This window comes from Nitratireductor aquimarinus (genome assembly GCF_017255295.1).
Lineage (GTDB): Bacteria > Pseudomonadota > Alphaproteobacteria > Rhizobiales > Rhizobiaceae > Nitratireductor > Nitratireductor aquimarinus.
Genome location: NZ_JAFKDE010000012.1, coordinates 24,546 through 38,874 on the forward strand (window position 1 = coordinate 24,546; position 14,329 = coordinate 38,874).

General features: G+C 59.3%; 17 protein-coding genes. 15 read left to right on the plus strand and 2 right to left on the minus strand.

The features are described from left to right. The first annotated feature begins 3 nt into the window (after positions 1 to 3). The 15 genes from JYP46_RS19310 (at position 4) to JYP46_RS19380 (ending at position 12,239) form a co-directional block, all read left to right on the plus strand. Entirely contained in the window at positions 4 to 579 is a 576-nt protein-coding gene (locus tag JYP46_RS19310; protein WP_206549039.1) for a hypothetical protein, read from the plus strand. A 173-nt stretch (positions 580 to 752) separates the two neighbouring features. Further along, entirely contained in the window at positions 753 to 1,208 is a 456-nt protein-coding gene (locus JYP46_RS19315; RefSeq protein WP_222474267.1) for a hypothetical protein, read from the plus strand. After that, a complete protein-coding gene (locus tag JYP46_RS19320; RefSeq protein ID WP_206549041.1) occupies positions 1,208 to 1,474 on the plus strand; it encodes a hypothetical protein in 267 nt (88 codons plus the stop codon). The genes JYP46_RS19315 and JYP46_RS19320 overlap by 1 nt, the downstream gene beginning before the upstream one ends. Continuing rightward, the gene (locus JYP46_RS19325; protein ID WP_222474268.1) at positions 1,474 to 1,824 is read left to right on the plus strand and encodes a phage head closure protein; all 351 of its coding nucleotides are present in this window, start codon (positions 1,474 to 1,476) and stop codon (positions 1,822 to 1,824) included. Before JYP46_RS19320 ends, JYP46_RS19325 begins: the two co-directional genes overlap by 1 nt. After that, complete coding sequence (locus JYP46_RS19330; protein WP_206549043.1) at positions 1,824 to 2,300, plus strand: HK97-gp10 family putative phage morphogenesis protein; 477 nt, start codon at positions 1,824 to 1,826, stop codon at positions 2,298 to 2,300. Before JYP46_RS19325 ends, JYP46_RS19330 begins: the two co-directional genes overlap by 1 nt. An 85-nt stretch (positions 2,301 to 2,385) precedes the next feature. Continuing rightward, entirely contained in the window at positions 2,386 to 2,796 is a 411-nt protein-coding gene (gp17, locus tag JYP46_RS19335; RefSeq protein ID WP_009452923.1) for a tail completion protein gp17, read from the plus strand. 66 nt (positions 2,797 to 2,862) lie between these two features. After that, positions 2,863 to 3,324 carry a phage tail tube protein gene (locus tag JYP46_RS19340; protein ID WP_206546006.1) on the plus strand — a complete coding sequence of 154 codons (462 nt, stop codon included), beginning with the start codon at positions 2,863 to 2,865 and terminating at the stop codon, positions 3,322 to 3,324. Further along, the gene (locus tag JYP46_RS19345; RefSeq protein ID WP_206549044.1) at positions 3,324 to 3,692 is read left to right on the plus strand and encodes a hypothetical protein; all 369 of its coding nucleotides are present in this window, start codon (positions 3,324 to 3,326) and stop codon (positions 3,690 to 3,692) included. Before JYP46_RS19340 ends, JYP46_RS19345 begins: the two co-directional genes overlap by 1 nt. 26 nt (positions 3,693 to 3,718) lie before the next feature. After that, a complete protein-coding gene (locus JYP46_RS19350; RefSeq protein ID WP_206549045.1) occupies positions 3,719 to 4,003 on the plus strand; it encodes a hypothetical protein in 285 nt (94 codons plus the stop codon). A 2-nt stretch (positions 4,004 to 4,005) separates the two neighbouring features. Next, positions 4,006 to 5,691, plus strand: a complete 1,686-nt coding sequence (locus JYP46_RS19355; protein WP_206549046.1) for a phage tail tape measure protein — start codon at positions 4,006 to 4,008, stop codon at positions 5,689 to 5,691. Beyond that, entirely contained in the window at positions 5,691 to 6,425 is a 735-nt protein-coding gene (locus JYP46_RS19360) for a hypothetical protein (RefSeq protein WP_206549047.1), read from the plus strand. Before JYP46_RS19355 ends, JYP46_RS19360 begins: the two co-directional genes overlap by 1 nt. A gap of 5 nt (positions 6,426 to 6,430) precedes the next feature. After that, on the plus strand, positions 6,431 to 7,006 hold the full coding sequence (locus tag JYP46_RS19365; protein ID WP_206549048.1) for a transcriptional regulator: 576 nt from the start codon (positions 6,431 to 6,433) through the stop codon (positions 7,004 to 7,006). After that, positions 6,999 to 7,400: a DUF6950 family protein gene (locus JYP46_RS19370; RefSeq protein ID WP_206549049.1), complete on the plus strand. Its 402-nt coding sequence runs from the start codon at positions 6,999 to 7,001 to the stop codon at positions 7,398 to 7,400. Before JYP46_RS19365 ends, JYP46_RS19370 begins: the two co-directional genes overlap by 8 nt. 1 nt (position 7,401) lies before the next feature. Next, a complete protein-coding gene (locus tag JYP46_RS19375) occupies positions 7,402 to 9,579 on the plus strand; it encodes a phage tail protein (RefSeq protein ID WP_206549050.1) in 2,178 nt (725 codons plus the stop codon). A gap of 65 nt (positions 9,580 to 9,644) precedes the next feature. Beyond that, positions 9,645 to 12,239: a tail fiber domain-containing protein gene (locus JYP46_RS19380; RefSeq protein ID WP_206549051.1), complete on the plus strand. Its 2,595-nt coding sequence runs from the start codon at positions 9,645 to 9,647 to the stop codon at positions 12,237 to 12,239. Here the strand turns inward: JYP46_RS19380 and JYP46_RS19385 are convergent. After that, positions 12,236 to 12,376 (minus strand): hypothetical protein, encoded by a 141-nt coding sequence (locus JYP46_RS19385; protein WP_206549052.1) that lies wholly within the window; start codon positions 12,374 to 12,376, stop codon positions 12,236 to 12,238. The two genes, JYP46_RS19380 and JYP46_RS19385, sit on opposite strands and share 4 nt — an antisense overlap. A 57-nt stretch (positions 12,377 to 12,433) precedes the next feature. Further along, positions 12,434 to 13,519 carry a stealth family protein gene (locus tag JYP46_RS19390; RefSeq protein WP_206549053.1) on the minus strand — a complete coding sequence of 362 codons (1,086 nt, stop codon included), beginning with the start codon at positions 13,517 to 13,519 and terminating at the stop codon, positions 12,434 to 12,436. Positions 13,520 to 14,329 lie beyond the last annotated feature (810 nt).

Here is a 14,329-nt window from a genome sequence, read left to right on the forward strand (position 1 = left end):
GTCGTGATCGTGGCATCCGGGCCGAGCGCAAAGAACGCCCCGCTGCATGTCGCGAAGGGCAAAGCGAAGTTCATTGCGATCAACAAGTCATGGGAGTTGGCGCCATGGGCCGACATTCTCTACGGCTGCGACTTTGCATGGTGGCGGCACGTAGAGGGGTGTCCGGGCTTCACTGGTCTCAAGCTCACGGTCGACAGGGCCGCGGTGAAGGACTTCCCAGAACTCAAACAGGTGGAATGCCGGAAGCCGGATGATCGCCTGTTTCTGTCACCTCTCGGCACCGTGGGCTGGGGCGGCAATGGTGGGTTTCATGCACTGAACCTCGCAGTGCAGTTCGGTTGCAGGAAGATCATTCTGGTCGGCTATGACATGACCACCCGTTACGGGCTTCACTGGCATGGGGCGCATCCGGGCAATCTGCACAATCCGAAAGAGGCAAGCGCGGCACGGTGGCGGCGCGCTGTCGACAACGCGAGCAAGGTGATCTCCCCGCTCGGAATTCAGGTAATCAATTGCAGCAAGGTTTCGGCCCTGACCAGCTACCCGAAGATGGAACTGGACAAGGCGCTTGCCGCATGAGGGTCGCGCTGGTTTTGCGGTCAGGGGGTGACTTCGATGCTTCCCATATCGCCCGACTTCACGGACAGGTGACAGACCACCTTCCCGGCGCTCAGATATTCTGCCTGTCCGATGTCGAGGTTCCGTGCCCTCGTCTCGAGCTTCGATATGATTGGCCGGGCTGGTGGTCAAAGATGGAGCTGTTTCGCCCTGATATTGGGGGCGACCTTCTGTTCATGGATCTGGACACGTCAATCGTCGGCAGCATTGAAGACGTTGCGTCTGTCGGCTGCCTCACGGTGCTGTCGGATTTCTATTGGCCAACGACTGGGCGCATTCAATCGTCGCTCATGTTCATTCCAGAGCGTGATCGACAGGAGATTTGGGATGCATGGATAGCTGATCCTTCACGGCACATGCGCGAATGCGTGACGCGCGAGAAATGGGGCGATCAAGGGTTCCTTGGCCAATTCTGGCAGGGCCGGGCGCAGCGCTGGCAAAACACGCTGCCCGGTCAGGTGGTTTCGTACAAATGCCATGTCCGCAAGAAAACGCGGTCAGACAAAGAGTTCGGTGACGGAACGTTGCCGGAGAACTCGCGTGTCGTGATCTTTCACGGCAAGCCTCGGCCTTGGGAAAACGGATGGTAATGCGCCCCTTTGAACAGCGAGCACAGACGATTATTCGCCGGTTGCCGTCCCACGCGCTGGCTGCCGAAATCGGCGTCCTGCGCGGGCAAGTAATTGAGGCTTGGTTCCCGAAGGTGAAGTCTGGCGGCTGGATTGGCGGTCACGATTATCAAAACCCGGATGCACGCTTCTGTTTCGGCGTCGACCGCGCAGTAGATGAATGGATCGAGGAAACCGGCCGCACGCTGGAAACCGATCTGAATTTCACATGGTGGGCTCGGGTCTGATGGCAAAGCGCTCAGCGGGTTCGCTCGACCGGACAATCACGGTTGAGCGGTACCAGGTCGTGGGTACGAACGACTTCAACGAGGATATCCGGGAATGGGCCGGGTTCATTACGGTCCGTGCCGCGCGCCGCGACGTGTCAGACGGTGAAAAGTTCGCCGCCGGCCAAACAGGTTCCTCGCTTCGCAGCCGGTTCGTCATCCGGGCCTCAACCAAATCGAAAACGATCTCGCCAGTGGATCGCCTGTCCTATGACGGCGGCATCTGGAACATCGAGGGTGTGAAGGAAGGCGACCAAGGCGATATGCACGGGCGCTTCATTGAGATCACGGCGGTTCGGAGCAACGACTGATGGCGGCCAATGTCCGGATTGAGGGGCTGCGCGAGCTTGAAAGGGCGCTCGCGGAGTTGCCCAAATCAACTGGCAAGAACGTCCTCCGGCGCACGCTGCGGGAAGCCGCAAAGCCGCTCATCAACGATGCGCAGCGCTTGGCTCCTGACCGCCCCGGCCGCCCACGGAACGATCTGCCGACCTCGATCACCATTTCCACACGCCTAAACAAGAACCAGCGAAAGGCCACGCGCGGCACCGATAAATCGTTCGTCGAGATGTATGTCGGCCCTGACGTTTCGGTCCCGCACCCTCATGGGCACTGGCAGGAGTTCGGAACGGTTCAGCACGGCCCGCAGCCCTTCATGCGCCCAGCCTGGGATGCGAACAAAATGGAGGTGCTGGACGTGATCGGTGATCAGCTTGGTGACGAAATCATGAGAGCCGCGAAACGCCTCGCCAAGAAGCAGGCAAAGGCCGCTGCCAAGGGCAAATAGATGACCTGCCGAGTGTGTGAAATGGCCCGCGCCGCGCTGGCCCGTCTGATCGAGCGCTCACAGCTACCAACAGGACGCAAGCCGAATGATCGAAGAACGGATAACCGCGCTCCTAAGCGGCGTGGCTGATGGCAAGCGGTATTGGGTGAAGGCACCGCGCCGGGACGATGGCTCGCTCGCTGTCACGCCTCCCTATCTCGTTCTTCACCGCGTCGACGGCCTGCCGAACTATCACTTCTGCGGGCGCGGCACCGTGGAGAGCCGCGTGCAGGTGAATTGCATCGCAGAGACCTATGGAGCTGTGAAGGCCCTAGCACGTGCCGTGGTGACCACTCTCGACATGTTCAGTGACCCGGCAGCCGGCATCTACGGGGTCTTTGTCGACGGGGAGGGGCGCGATCTCACCGAAGACGCTCCCGGTGGCGTGAATACCTCAGACGCAGGCTCAAAGCTCTTTGGCGTGGCCGTGGACTTTCGCATCCACCACGCCGGTTGATCCGGCCCGGCCGGTCTGCCCGCAATCGCCCTTGGGCAAGGCATTCTCTGAAAAGGAAGCCGTAAAATGGCAAGCAAAGCAACCATCGGCTGGGATACGATCCTTGAGGCGTATGATGACGCCAGTTCGCCACCCGGCTTCGTTCAACTCTGTGAGGTCTTCAACCTGTCGCCCGGCGCTCAGGAAGCGGACCGCATTGATGTCACGCACTTCTGCAGCCCGGATCGGCGCCGTGAGTATATTCCGGGCCTGATCGACAATGGCGAGGCGAGCTTCGAGGCGAACTACATCCCAGGTTCTCCTGAAGATCAGCTCATCCTCTCGCTTCTGAACAGCGGCGACGTCATCCAGTGGCGTATCACGTTCCCGCTCCAGCAGGGCGATACGGACCGGCATCGTGTGACCTTTGAGGCGTCTGTGACCGGCTACGAGCGCACGATCCCCGTGGATGACCGTATGACGGCCACGATCACGCTTGCGCCGTCCGGCTCCGAGGTCTGGGACACGATCTCTGCGGGCAGCGTGTAATGGCGAATGTTCATCGCGGCGGCGTGACGCTCAAAGCCGGTGAAAATTCTTACACGCTCTCGTTCTCGATCAACGCGATGTGCGAGCTGGAGGATGCTTTCGGAAAACCGGTTATGGAGGTCATCGAGGACTTCCAGAATGTCGGCACGAAGGGCGCTGCCCCAAGCATCAAGACGGTGAGAACTCTGATCTGGGCAGCGCTCATCGATCATCATCCAGAGATGACGGTCGAGGATGCCGGCCGGATTTCACTTTCTGTTGATGTCAACACGCTCATGGAGAAGGTTGGCACGGCGCTCCAGCGCGCGTTCCCCTCGCAGGAGGTAGATCAGGGCAAGGCAAACCCTCCGAAGGCGAAAGCCGAATAGATTGGCTTTCGCTGCAACAGGACTGGGTGAGCGTCGTCGGCGGGAACGGTCAGGACTTCTGGGGCCTGTCTCTCCGCGAAATTCAAAACGTTCTCGCCGGCCACAACGAAAAGCGAAGGCGCGACAGCAATCTCGTGATGTCACAGGCGTGGCACACGGCGGCGTTTCAACGCATCAAGAAGATGCCGAAGCTCAAAAACGTTCTCGATGAAGGTCCGAAGCGCGCAAGCCGCCACATGAGGCCCGTCCAGGTGGATGAGGTCAAGGCGTGGCTTTCGAAAGCTCCGAAGATGAAGCGGCAAGGTAGGTAGACATGGCGCAAGGCGTTATCGGTTCGCTCCGTGTGAACCTCGGCATCGATACTGCTGCTTTCTCCAAGGGGTTGAAGAGTGCAGAGTCCGGCCTCCAGCGGTTCGGAAAGCTTGCGAAGACCGGTTTGCTTGCCGCTGGAGCTGCTGCGGCCGCTGCGGCTGGGGGGCTCGCTGTGATGGTAAAAGGCACCATCAACAGCGCTGATGAGATGGCGAAGGCCAGCAGGAGCTTCGGTGTCCCTATCGAAGAGCTTTCGCGCCTCAAATATGCGGCTGATCTCTCCGGGGTGTCGTTCAGCAATCTCGGCAACGCTCTGCGCACTCTGAACAAGAATGCCTTTGATGCGTCGAACGGGACCGGTGCGGCCAAAGATGCGTTCTCCGAGCTCGGCGTCAGTGTGGAAAACGCTGACGGGAGCCTCAAATCAGCCACCCAGCTTATGGGAGAAGTGGCGGACGCGCTGAAGAATGTCGATGACGAAACGCGGAAGGCGGCGCTTTCGGGCAAGATCTTTGGTGAGCGGTACGGCCCGCAACTCGCGTCGCTTCTGGCTGGAGGCTCCGAAGGGATCAACAAACTCACCTCGGAAGCCGATCAGTTCGGACAGGTATTCACCGAGAAGATGGGGGCTAGCGCGGAGGCCTTTAACGACAATCTGTCCCGGTTGTCAGGAGCCTTCGGGGCGCTGGCAGCCGATGTGGCAGAGAGACTGCTTCCTTATCTGGAGCGCTTCACAAACTGGCTTGTCGAAAACAGTCCAGCCATCGCGCAGTTTGCTTCAGACACAGTGGAGGGCTTCGCATGGTTGATTGAGAAGATCGGGCAGGTGATTCAGTGGTTTGATGATCTTGACGCTTCAATTCGCCGCTTCGGTGATGACCTTCGCGCAAATATCAGTGTGGTGCAGGAATTTGCAGCGGAGCTTCTCAGCGCTTTCACGGCACTGCCAGGTCAGATGTACCAGATCGGTCTCGATATTGTTCAGGGCCTCTGGAACGGCCTGAAAGCGCAATGGGAAACGGTCAAAAGCAGCGTGACGGGGTTCGCCTCTGATGTGGCTGGCAGCTTCCGGTCCGTGCTTGGGATCAAGTCCCCGTCACGGGTGATGTACGAGATCGGCGTCAACATCATGGAGGGCCTGCACAACGGCATGACCAGCATGTCCGATGGCGTGAAGGGTATAGCGAGCTCGGCGGCCGATGGCATCACCGGCTCGTTCGAGGGAATTGGCACCGGCATCGCAGAGGCGATCAAGGGCACCAAGGAGTGGAAGGACGTGGCGCTCGACGCGATCCGCTCTGTCGCTACCTCGATCCTCTCCAACATGAACTTTGGTGGCGGCATCTTCGGCGGGCTGTTCAAGGGTTTGTTAGGCGGTCTGGTCGGTTTTGCAAATGGCGGCTCGTTCCGCGTTGGCGGCTCTGGCGGCATCGATAGCCAGCTGGTCGCGTTCAAGGCATCTCCGAACGAAACCGTTGATATCCGAAAGCCGGGGCAGGATGCCGGCGGCGGTGGAATGCGTGTGACGTTTGCCGCCGACGTCGACAAGAGCGGAAATCTGCTGCCCTTCGTGACCTCAGTGGCCCGAGAGGAAAGCGCAGCGACGACCGGTAAGCTCGCTCGCAATGTGCCCGGAATGGTGGATCGTCGCAACGACATCCGCAATACCAGAAAAACGAGGGCGTAATGACCGGAAGGCTGGTATCTCCGCCGCTTGGACTGGGGCTGGTGAGCGTGGAGCCTCTTAGCAGCCCGCGTACCATCGGTGCAGCGAAGGGAGGCACCATTGGCAATTTCACGCAGACGGTCTCATCGCCGTTTGGGGCGTGGCACTTCAGCTTTGCATTCCACGCCATGCGTGACGCTGAGTTTCGGGATTATCGCGGCTGGGTGACATCGATGCAGGGCGGCGCGAATGCGACCCGTTGGGTGTTCCACGACCCGGATATGCGAAATCCCTTCGAAAGCGGCATTGATGTGTCGCCTCATGTTCGGTGGGACAACATTCCGGGGCAGAACTGGTCGAACGATGAGCCGTGGTCAAATGGTGAGGCGTGGGCAGTTTCGCCGCCAGTCGTTTCGGTCTCTGCTGCGACTGCGCTTGGGGGCACCAGAATCCAGTTGGCTCCTGCTTATTGGGGGCATCTGCTCCGCAGGGGCGAGTACATCGGGTTCTTCCCTTTTCATTTCGGACTCTACGTCGTCACCGAAGTCATCGCGCCGGGGCAATACCGGATATGGCCGCCTCTGCGCAAAGCCCTCACACTGGGCGATATGGCGACACTCTGCCCGACACTCGCGATGCGGCTGGATGGGGAAGATGCAGCAACGGCTGCTCGCGGTCTCGTGGTTGCGGATGGGCTCTCAGTAAGCATGGTCGAGGTGTTCGACTATGACGTGCGCGACTGGTTTACGGGGTAGCGGTCATGGCTCTGTTTTCTGCTCAGGAAGCCGAATACCTCTCTGGCCCGCATGTGGCGCCCACGCGGCTGGCAGAAATTGATCTGCCGTCCGGTCTGCATCGGCTGCATGAGGGCGTCGGGCGGATCTCGGTCAACGGACATGAGTGGTTTGGGATAACGACGCCCGGCGGCCTGCAGCTCGTTGACATGGAGATGGTCGAGGATCCGCGCTTCGGACAGGCCGCATCCGTGGTCATCACACTTGGCGGTATCACTGCGAGCGCCTGGAAAGAGATCAAGTCCATGGCGCGCGAGATCGAGGGGCGGCGCTGTGACCTCTACTGGTCGGCGTGGAACCCGGAATATGCCGAGGTCGAGATCAGCCCCAAGAAGTATTTTCCGGGCAAGATCAGCGCACCCTCGCTGCACCGGCAGGGCATCGGCGTGCGCTATGCGACCTTCACCATCGAAAGCGTGTGGCAGTCGCAGAACTATCCATTCGGCGGTGAGTGGTCATCCACCGGTCAGCAGAAGCGATATCCCGGTGACATGGGCGGGCAGTTCATCGGCGTGAAGGTGCATGAGACGTTCAATGGCTGACGACATGACCGCGTGCCTGTGGGCCTTTCTGGAGCCGTTCGACGGCAAGCCGGTGGAATGGGGCGTTGACGATTGCTCGGCGTGGTGTGCCGCCTGGGCGCGCGATTGCGGCCATGATGTGCATCTGCCGGCCTATGCGAGCGAGGATGAGGCACGTGCGCTGATCGATGCAGCCGGCGGGCTGGTGAATGTCTGGGACGATGTCTGTGTATCAGCGGGCGTTTGTGAGCGCATCGGTGATCCTCAGATCGGTGATGTCGGCATCATCCCCACAAACCGGTTTGGCCCGGTCGGCGTTATCTGGGCAGACAACGGCCTTGCCTGCTGGCGGCTCAAGACAAGCGGCCTGTGGCTCAAGCCGCGCACCTTTATCAAGACCTGGGCGATCACCTGACATGAAGCTCCTGAAACTGTTTCTGGCCGGCGGTGCTTCGCTGCTGGCGATGACGGCGCATGCGCGTGCGGATTTCATCATCACGCCGATTGCCTTTGCTCTGTTCGCCGGGCCGCTGGGCGGTGTGTTCAGCTTTGCCGCCCTGTATTATGGGACAGCATTTGCGGCAGCGGCGGCATTGTACGGCGCGCAGTACGCGCTTGGTCGGCGCGGACAGCAGAAGATCGACCCCGGTGAGGCAAAGACCACCTATCAGGAAGCGGAATCCTCTGAGGTTCGTGCGGTCGGTCGCGTTCGGCTTGGCGGGCTCAAGGCCTTCGGCAACACAAAGCATGACAAGATCTATCGCCTGATCTGGCATTCGCGCGGTCAGGCCGCCGGCATCGAGAATTACCATGTCGGCGGGCGCGAGGTGACGGTTGATCCGGGTGGTGCCGTTTCTTCGCCGCCGTGGGCTGCCAGTTGGGGCTCGTGGATGCGGATTGAGACTAAGGCCGGTGATGGGAGCGAAACCGCATGGCCGGAGTTGATGTCGCAGTTCCCCTCTCTGTGGACGCCTGCCCATCGCTGCAGGGGCGTGTTCCAGTCTCTCGTGCGGTTCCAGACGCCGGATCTCGACAGTGAGGGCGGCAACAAGAAGTTCCAGAAGCTCTATCAGGGTGGCGCACCCGATATCGAGATCACCGCACGTGTCGGTGTCGTCTACGATCCACGAGACCCGGCGCAGGATCCGGACGATGAGGCGACATGGAAATGGACCGACAACGGCATTCTGTGCGCTGTCCACATCATGCGGGCCTATCCCGATCTTACCGCCGCTGATTTCGACTGGGCCTTTATCGCCGATGAGGCTGATCGGGCCGATGCGGTTGTCGCCACCAAGGGCGGGACGGAACCGCGCGCGCGTTGCTGGGGTGTCTGGCTTTCGGAGAGCAAGCGCGGCGAGGTGATGCAGCAGGTGCTGGACTCCATCGGCTCCGAAGTCATCATGAGCGAAACGGGGCTGATCCGCCTTCGTCTGATCGATGATGCGCCGCAACCGGAACTGACACTGCCATCGCTGCATCAGTATGAGCTGGCCCTAAAATCCGGCCCCGAGGCGGTGGAGCGCCCGAATGTCTGCCGCATCCGCTATTACTCTCCGGAGCGCGGCTATGACATGGCGGAAATCAACCTGACCGGCATGGCGTGGGCGCGGGTTGAGGATGAGATCGCCCGTTATGGCGAGAAGGTCTTCGATATCGATTTGCCGTTCTGCCCATCGGCCAGCCAGGCGCAGCGGATCGGCCGCAGGCTGTTCATGCAGGCGAGGGCGGATTCCGGCAGCATGAAAACCACGCAGCTCGGCATGGCGGCGTGGGATCGCTACTACGCCCTTGTCGAAGACGAAGACGCGGAAGAGCAGATGCTGTGCCGTCTTGCGAGCCCGCGCGAGGATCGGCAGAGCGGCAGCGTGGATATTCCCTTCATTGTTTGGCCGCAGGCGCTGATTGACGAGCCGTGGAACCCGGCCACCATGGAGGCCGACCCGCCTGATCCGGCACCGGATATGCAGTTCGAGAGCGATCTGGACACTCCAGACGTTCTGGCAACTTCGGTGGTGCAGTATCCGGGCGGAGCCTATGAGACACGGGTGAAGTTTTCCGGGGTGTCTGGTGGCGCGACAGCGGAGGCGAATTACCGGACCTACACGGATGGTCTGCCAGATCTCTGGCTTCCCATGATCGAGTACAGCGAGCACGGCCACTACGGTTATGTGGCGGCAAACACCGTCGGCAAAGAGGCGGACTTCCGGGCACGCTGGTTCAATGGCGAAGACGAGGCGTCCTACTTCTCGGATGTCGTGAACGTGCCGGACATGCAGATCGACAACTCAGCGCCGCCCAAGCCGTATCTTTATGTCCAGGTCACGCCGAATGGCACAGGAGAGTTTACTTTCAGTGCTGTTGCCTACTCGACTGCCATGAACATGGCTCGCTTCGGTTTTACGGGCCTAGGGGCGAATTACAATGGTGATGCCCGTCCGGGCCAGACGTTCAATGCGAGCGCGACATATTCGTATGGCCCTGTCGAACAAACGGTGACGATCGCCGCCAGGGCTTACTCATCGAACGGTACCCCGAGCCCGGTTGCGATTTTCACCTATGTGATCCCGCAGGATCCGAACGTACCGGACTAACCCTTCCAGCCGCCGCAGCCAGCGCGCCTCGGCCGGCGAAGCCTATCCAAAATCGGAGATACTCCATGTCGATCTTTTCCAAGCTCGGCGCGCTGATCTTTGCGCCTACGGATGCAGCCGGTAACTCGCGCCAGGTCAACAACCACGATGCTCAGGTCTGGTCGACAGAGGTTGAGCGTATCATTCAGGTGGCGCTCGAGGGCGGTGATCTGCTGGTCTATAGCAGCCTGTCCGCGCTGAATGCTGACCTCGACCATGCAGCCAATACCGGCGCCATCCTCATCGGCGAGAGCATTGCCGACGATGGCCTCTATATGAAGCAGGGCGCGTCCGGCTCGGGCTCGTGGGTGAAGATCGGCAACGTTCCGGGGCAGGGCTTCGTCAAGGCCACGAATGCGGGGGCAGGGACAGCAAACGCCATTGCCGCCACCACGCCTGTGGCCGTGAACGAAACGCAGCTCATCCTTCTGCCCATCACGGCCGCGAACACGGCTTCGCCGGTCACCGTGGCGTTCAATGGCGGGGCGGCGCTGACGGTGAAGACCGTCTCGGGCAATGACGTGGCTGCCGGCGGTCTTCCTGCGGGCTCGGTGATGCTGGGCGTTGTGCAGGGCGGAGATTTCCGCCTCTTGTCGGATCAGGCGAGCGCCGGCATTCAGGCTGCTGCCGAGGCCGCGCAGGTTGCGGCAGAGGCCGCGCTGGCCGAGATGCGTGAGAAATCCGTTGGCGCGTTCCCGGACAATGCTTCTGCAGACGCCTTTCTGACCGCTGAAGGCCTGACCAAGCAGAAGGGCACGATCTATTTCAACACCACGGCTGATGTCTGGCGCTATTGGGATGGCAGCGCGTGGCAGACGTTTCCTTATGCAACCGTTGCCGATGGGGTCGTTACGAGGGAGAAGCTTGACGCTGACTTGTCGCCCTCAATTGCTGTCAATATCAAGGAACATGGCGGCAACGGAGATGGGGTGACGGACAATGCGGCAGCGATTACCGCCGCCGATCTGGGCGTTGCTGTTGAGTTCCCCAGCGGGGTCTATTTCACAACGGTTGTTCCCCCATACCCCGTTTTCACCAATGGTGGCGGCGCGATTAAAATTGGCACCGAAACCTATAAACTTGGGAAAGTGCCGCAGGTCATCTCAAGCTATGAGCAGACAGAGGTGGATGGCCGTACAGTCAGGTATTCCAGCTACGTTGACGGACAGGATGCAGCCCCTTCTTTGGAGAATGACAGCACCAGCTATGCCAACATTTTCCTTGGAACGTCTTCTGGTGAGTTGGTCACTGCTGCCATCCGGGCGACGGGCATTGGTGAGTCCACGCTTCGCGAGGGCGTTAAGCTCTATTCCACCACGGCTCTTGGGACGAACTCCCTTCAATACTGCGGGTACGGTGATCGCCTGACATTCATCGGAGACAACTCTGGCAAGAATGTCGGCAATACGGACGTTTCTGAGCGTCACCAGTATTTCACGACTGGGGCAGACACGTCATTCTTCGACATCAATTGGCCTACGTGGCGCACCTGGGCTGGCTCCATTGCTTCGCCGAATTTTGAGATGATGGTTGGAGATTATCTGTCCAAGGCAACGCATTGCATTGGCATCGGTCGGAATGCGCTCGGCTATGCAATCGTACCGGTTGATAGTGTGGCGGTCGGCTATGATGCCGCCACGAGCGCACTTGATGCGAACGGCGTTACCGCTGTGGGTGATCGCGTCATGCAGATGACGCTTAAGGCTTTCCAAACTACGGCAGTCGGCAAGGGGGCGTTGAGTGAAACGCTTGAGAGCACGAATGATGTTGCTGTCGGCATCAATGCCATGTCTCGATTTGTCCATGCAGAAAAGAATGTGGCGGTGGGTTCGCAGGCGCTTCAGGGCGCTGCGGATCGAGCGATTACGGACACACCAAGCGGCAACGTCGCCATTGGTCGCCAGGCCATGCAGCTGGTAAAGGGTGATGCCACAAACAACGTAGGCATTGGCCAGCAGTCGCTTGTCAGGGTGACTGGCGACAACAATACATCGGTTGGAGCATCCGCGCTCAATAATCTGACAAGCGGTAACGGCAACAATGCATTCGGCCAACTTGCTCTGTCCGTCATGCAGGATAGTTCGCCCGCCACCAGCCTCACCAACGCTATCGGCATCGGGAACACGTCGCGCGTATCCGGGAATAACCAGTGCCAGCTTGGTGGCTCGGCCATCACAACATACGCTTATGGCGCGGTTCAGGATCGCTCTGACGAGCGCGACAAGGCTGATATTGAAGACAGCCCGCTTGGGCTTGATTTCCTGTTGCGCCACCGAGCCGTGCAATACCGGTGGGACTACCGCGAAGACTACGTAGAATTCATCTCGTCGGGTGAGGATAAAGACGGCCAGCCGCTGTTCGAGATCGTCCGCCTTCCGAAAGATGGATCGAAAAAGAGAAATCGAAAGCACAACGGTTTCATTGCGCAGGAAGTCAATGCCATCTGCGAAGATATGGGCATCGACTTCGCAGGGCTTCAGCACCATGCCAAGAACGGTGGGAATGACGTTTGGTCTCTTGGATACGCTGAATACATCCCCATTCTCGTCAAAGCCATTCAGGAGCTTGAGGCAAAGGTTAGGGAGTTGCAGGAGGGGGCGAGCAGCAGCCCCACCTCCTAGAAGTCTCTTTCGATATATTCGAAAAACTCGTCTTCATCCTCTACGCATTCGTTTGTTTTCTTGCCTTGGCGCGATAAGGCGAAGACGAAGGCCGCGCCACTGACCGCGCCGAGCAAATACCAAACGAAATACGCCATAGGGTCCTCCCAGATTACCTAGCGTCAATTATGCGTCTGGACGGGTCAGGAATGCAACTAGGAAGTTTGTTCCGGCATTTTCTGCGCGTCGGTCTGTGACTGGATTTCAAAAGAGGATTGGCCGGGAAAGTAGAGTTCGAGGAAACGCAAAAGCTCATCCTCATAGCCATCTATGGCGCTGCCCTTATGAGCGTCATTAAGGCAAATGGCGTCGCTGGCCTTACCCGTGCCACGCGAGGCCAGGATTTCTTCGTATACTGACGGCGCGATCTGGTCACGAACCGGAACGTAGAAGGTCCGGTTACCCCTGAACAACCCCTTGCCGGTCATATAGGCCGTGACGGTGTTGAGCGTTGAGCCTATCACAAGGTCGTCGCGGGTTCTGAATTTGTTCAGGCGGGTGGCGTGGATCTGGTCCGCAAAGCGCCGCTCAACATCTTCTCCGACAGACCGCCGTTGCGGATGATAGGAGTGCTTGAAGCGGCGATCAAACCAGACGCCCCATTCCTTGTAGATAAGGGCCTGAGCGTTCTTCTGGGCCCACACGCTCATGGCATCGCTCTGGCGCAATGATCTATTCGGCAACGAGGCGCTTGACAGGAAGCCATAGAGCAACCCGCCAGCCGTGAAGAAATCACGCTCTTCCATCGGACGGGAGAGCATGATGTCGTCGTTGAAATAGATGTAATGTTCCGACAAGCCAGGTATGCGGTGAAGGGCGCTCCCGATCACGTGGCTGTTGAAGGTCGGCAGATATTCCGGATCAAGGATCTGATCGTGCGAAATGACGGTCAGCTTAGGCCCCTCGACAAGCCAATGCGGGCGCTGACCATTTGTCACGACATAGATGTGATTGACCCACGGGGCGTACTTCTCGATGGAGCGAAGGCTGAACATCAGTTCGTCGTGGTTGTGGAACCGCTCCGGCTCCCTCTTCGCATCTGGCGGCAGAAACCGGTTCATCGCGTCAATATGGTCTGGATCGCTGCCGTCAACCCATGTGTAAACGATATCGATGGGGAATGCCGGATCGGCCAGTTCATGCACGGGGACTATGGCGCGGCTCGGAAGATCGGAGCGTTTCGGCTCGCGGGCGACCTTCGCCACCTTGCGGATAATCTTCTTCGCGTAGTTCTTGAACAAGGCATTCCTCCGTCTTCGCCCCGGAGGCAAACTCTCAAATAAGCCCCCTGTTCCACATGGTGCGATAACGCACCATCTCAAGCAACATCCATGCTCGCCGGATGCTCGCAGCGTTGGTTCTGATGCTGTCTGTTTAGCCGAGGGCGAACGAGGCAGTTCTCAAAAAAAAAGCTGCCGGTGGCTTAGGGCCAATCCGGCAGTGAGTGGTAAGCAGGATGCGGTTCCACGGCTGGGAGGCAGCGCGTAACCGCGTAAAAAGGGTAGGTCATCGCAATGCGCCGAAGAATGGTGTTATAGCGCACCGGAGAAATGGACCTATTCCGCTTTGCGGTTCAAATACTCGTCAGCTCCCACGCATCAAGACAAACGCCAAAGGCAGCATGACCGCCGCGCCGATCACGCCTAGCATGAAGCAGTACAGCAGTGCTCTATCAAGTCGGTTCATCGGCGTCGGCTTACGGGAGTTCGCTAAAGGCAAATCATGGCTTTGAGTGCCGACGAGCGAGGGCGTTCTAATTCACGTCCTAAGCTAGGGGGCCAAGGCGCAGAACCTCGCTCGCCGGCAGTTCACGGTATCGAAATGATCTGATCGCGCCATTGGTGTGATCGCGTAATCTAGGTACCGTCGGGCGGAGTGGCGTTCTCGACAATCCGTATGTCCATCCGGATTAAGGCCCGTCGGCAGGCTATTTTAACGCTGGGAGCGCTCTGTCGCAATCTGGGGAGGTCTCGCTGGTCGCCTCAAAGAACTGTGCTGTTCTGAAACGGCGCTGGCGGGTGCTTGCGAGGGTGGTTCGTGACTGTCCGGCG

Coding starts and splice junctions, on each gene's coding strand:
- JYP46_RS19315 (WP_222474267.1), top strand. CDS start 753: ATGGAGCTGTTTCGCCCTGATATTGGGGGCGACCTTCTGTTCATGGAT.
- JYP46_RS19320 (WP_206549041.1), top strand. CDS start 1,208: ATGCGCCCCTTTGAACAGCGAGCACAGACGATTATTCGCCGGTTGCCG.
- JYP46_RS19325 (WP_222474268.1), top strand. CDS start 1,474: ATGGCAAAGCGCTCAGCGGGTTCGCTCGACCGGACAATCACGGTTGAG.
- JYP46_RS19330 (WP_206549043.1), top strand. CDS start 1,824: ATGGCGGCCAATGTCCGGATTGAGGGGCTGCGCGAGCTTGAAAGGGCG.
- gp17 (WP_009452923.1), top strand. CDS start 2,386: ATGATCGAAGAACGGATAACCGCGCTCCTAAGCGGCGTGGCTGATGGC.
- JYP46_RS19340 (WP_206546006.1), top strand. CDS start 2,863: ATGGCAAGCAAAGCAACCATCGGCTGGGATACGATCCTTGAGGCGTAT.
- JYP46_RS19345 (WP_206549044.1), top strand. CDS start 3,324: ATGGCGAATGTTCATCGCGGCGGCGTGACGCTCAAAGCCGGTGAAAAT.
- JYP46_RS19355 (WP_206549046.1), top strand. CDS start 4,006: ATGGCGCAAGGCGTTATCGGTTCGCTCCGTGTGAACCTCGGCATCGAT.
- JYP46_RS19360 (WP_206549047.1), top strand. CDS start 5,691: ATGACCGGAAGGCTGGTATCTCCGCCGCTTGGACTGGGGCTGGTGAGC.
- JYP46_RS19365 (WP_206549048.1), top strand. CDS start 6,431: ATGGCTCTGTTTTCTGCTCAGGAAGCCGAATACCTCTCTGGCCCGCAT.
- JYP46_RS19370 (WP_206549049.1), top strand. CDS start 6,999: ATGGCTGACGACATGACCGCGTGCCTGTGGGCCTTTCTGGAGCCGTTC.
- JYP46_RS19375 (WP_206549050.1), top strand. CDS start 7,402: ATGAAGCTCCTGAAACTGTTTCTGGCCGGCGGTGCTTCGCTGCTGGCG.
- JYP46_RS19380 (WP_206549051.1), top strand. CDS start 9,645: ATGTCGATCTTTTCCAAGCTCGGCGCGCTGATCTTTGCGCCTACGGAT.
- JYP46_RS19385 (WP_206549052.1), bottom strand. CDS start 12,376: ATGGCGTATTTCGTTTGGTATTTGCTCGGCGCGGTCAGTGGCGCGGCC.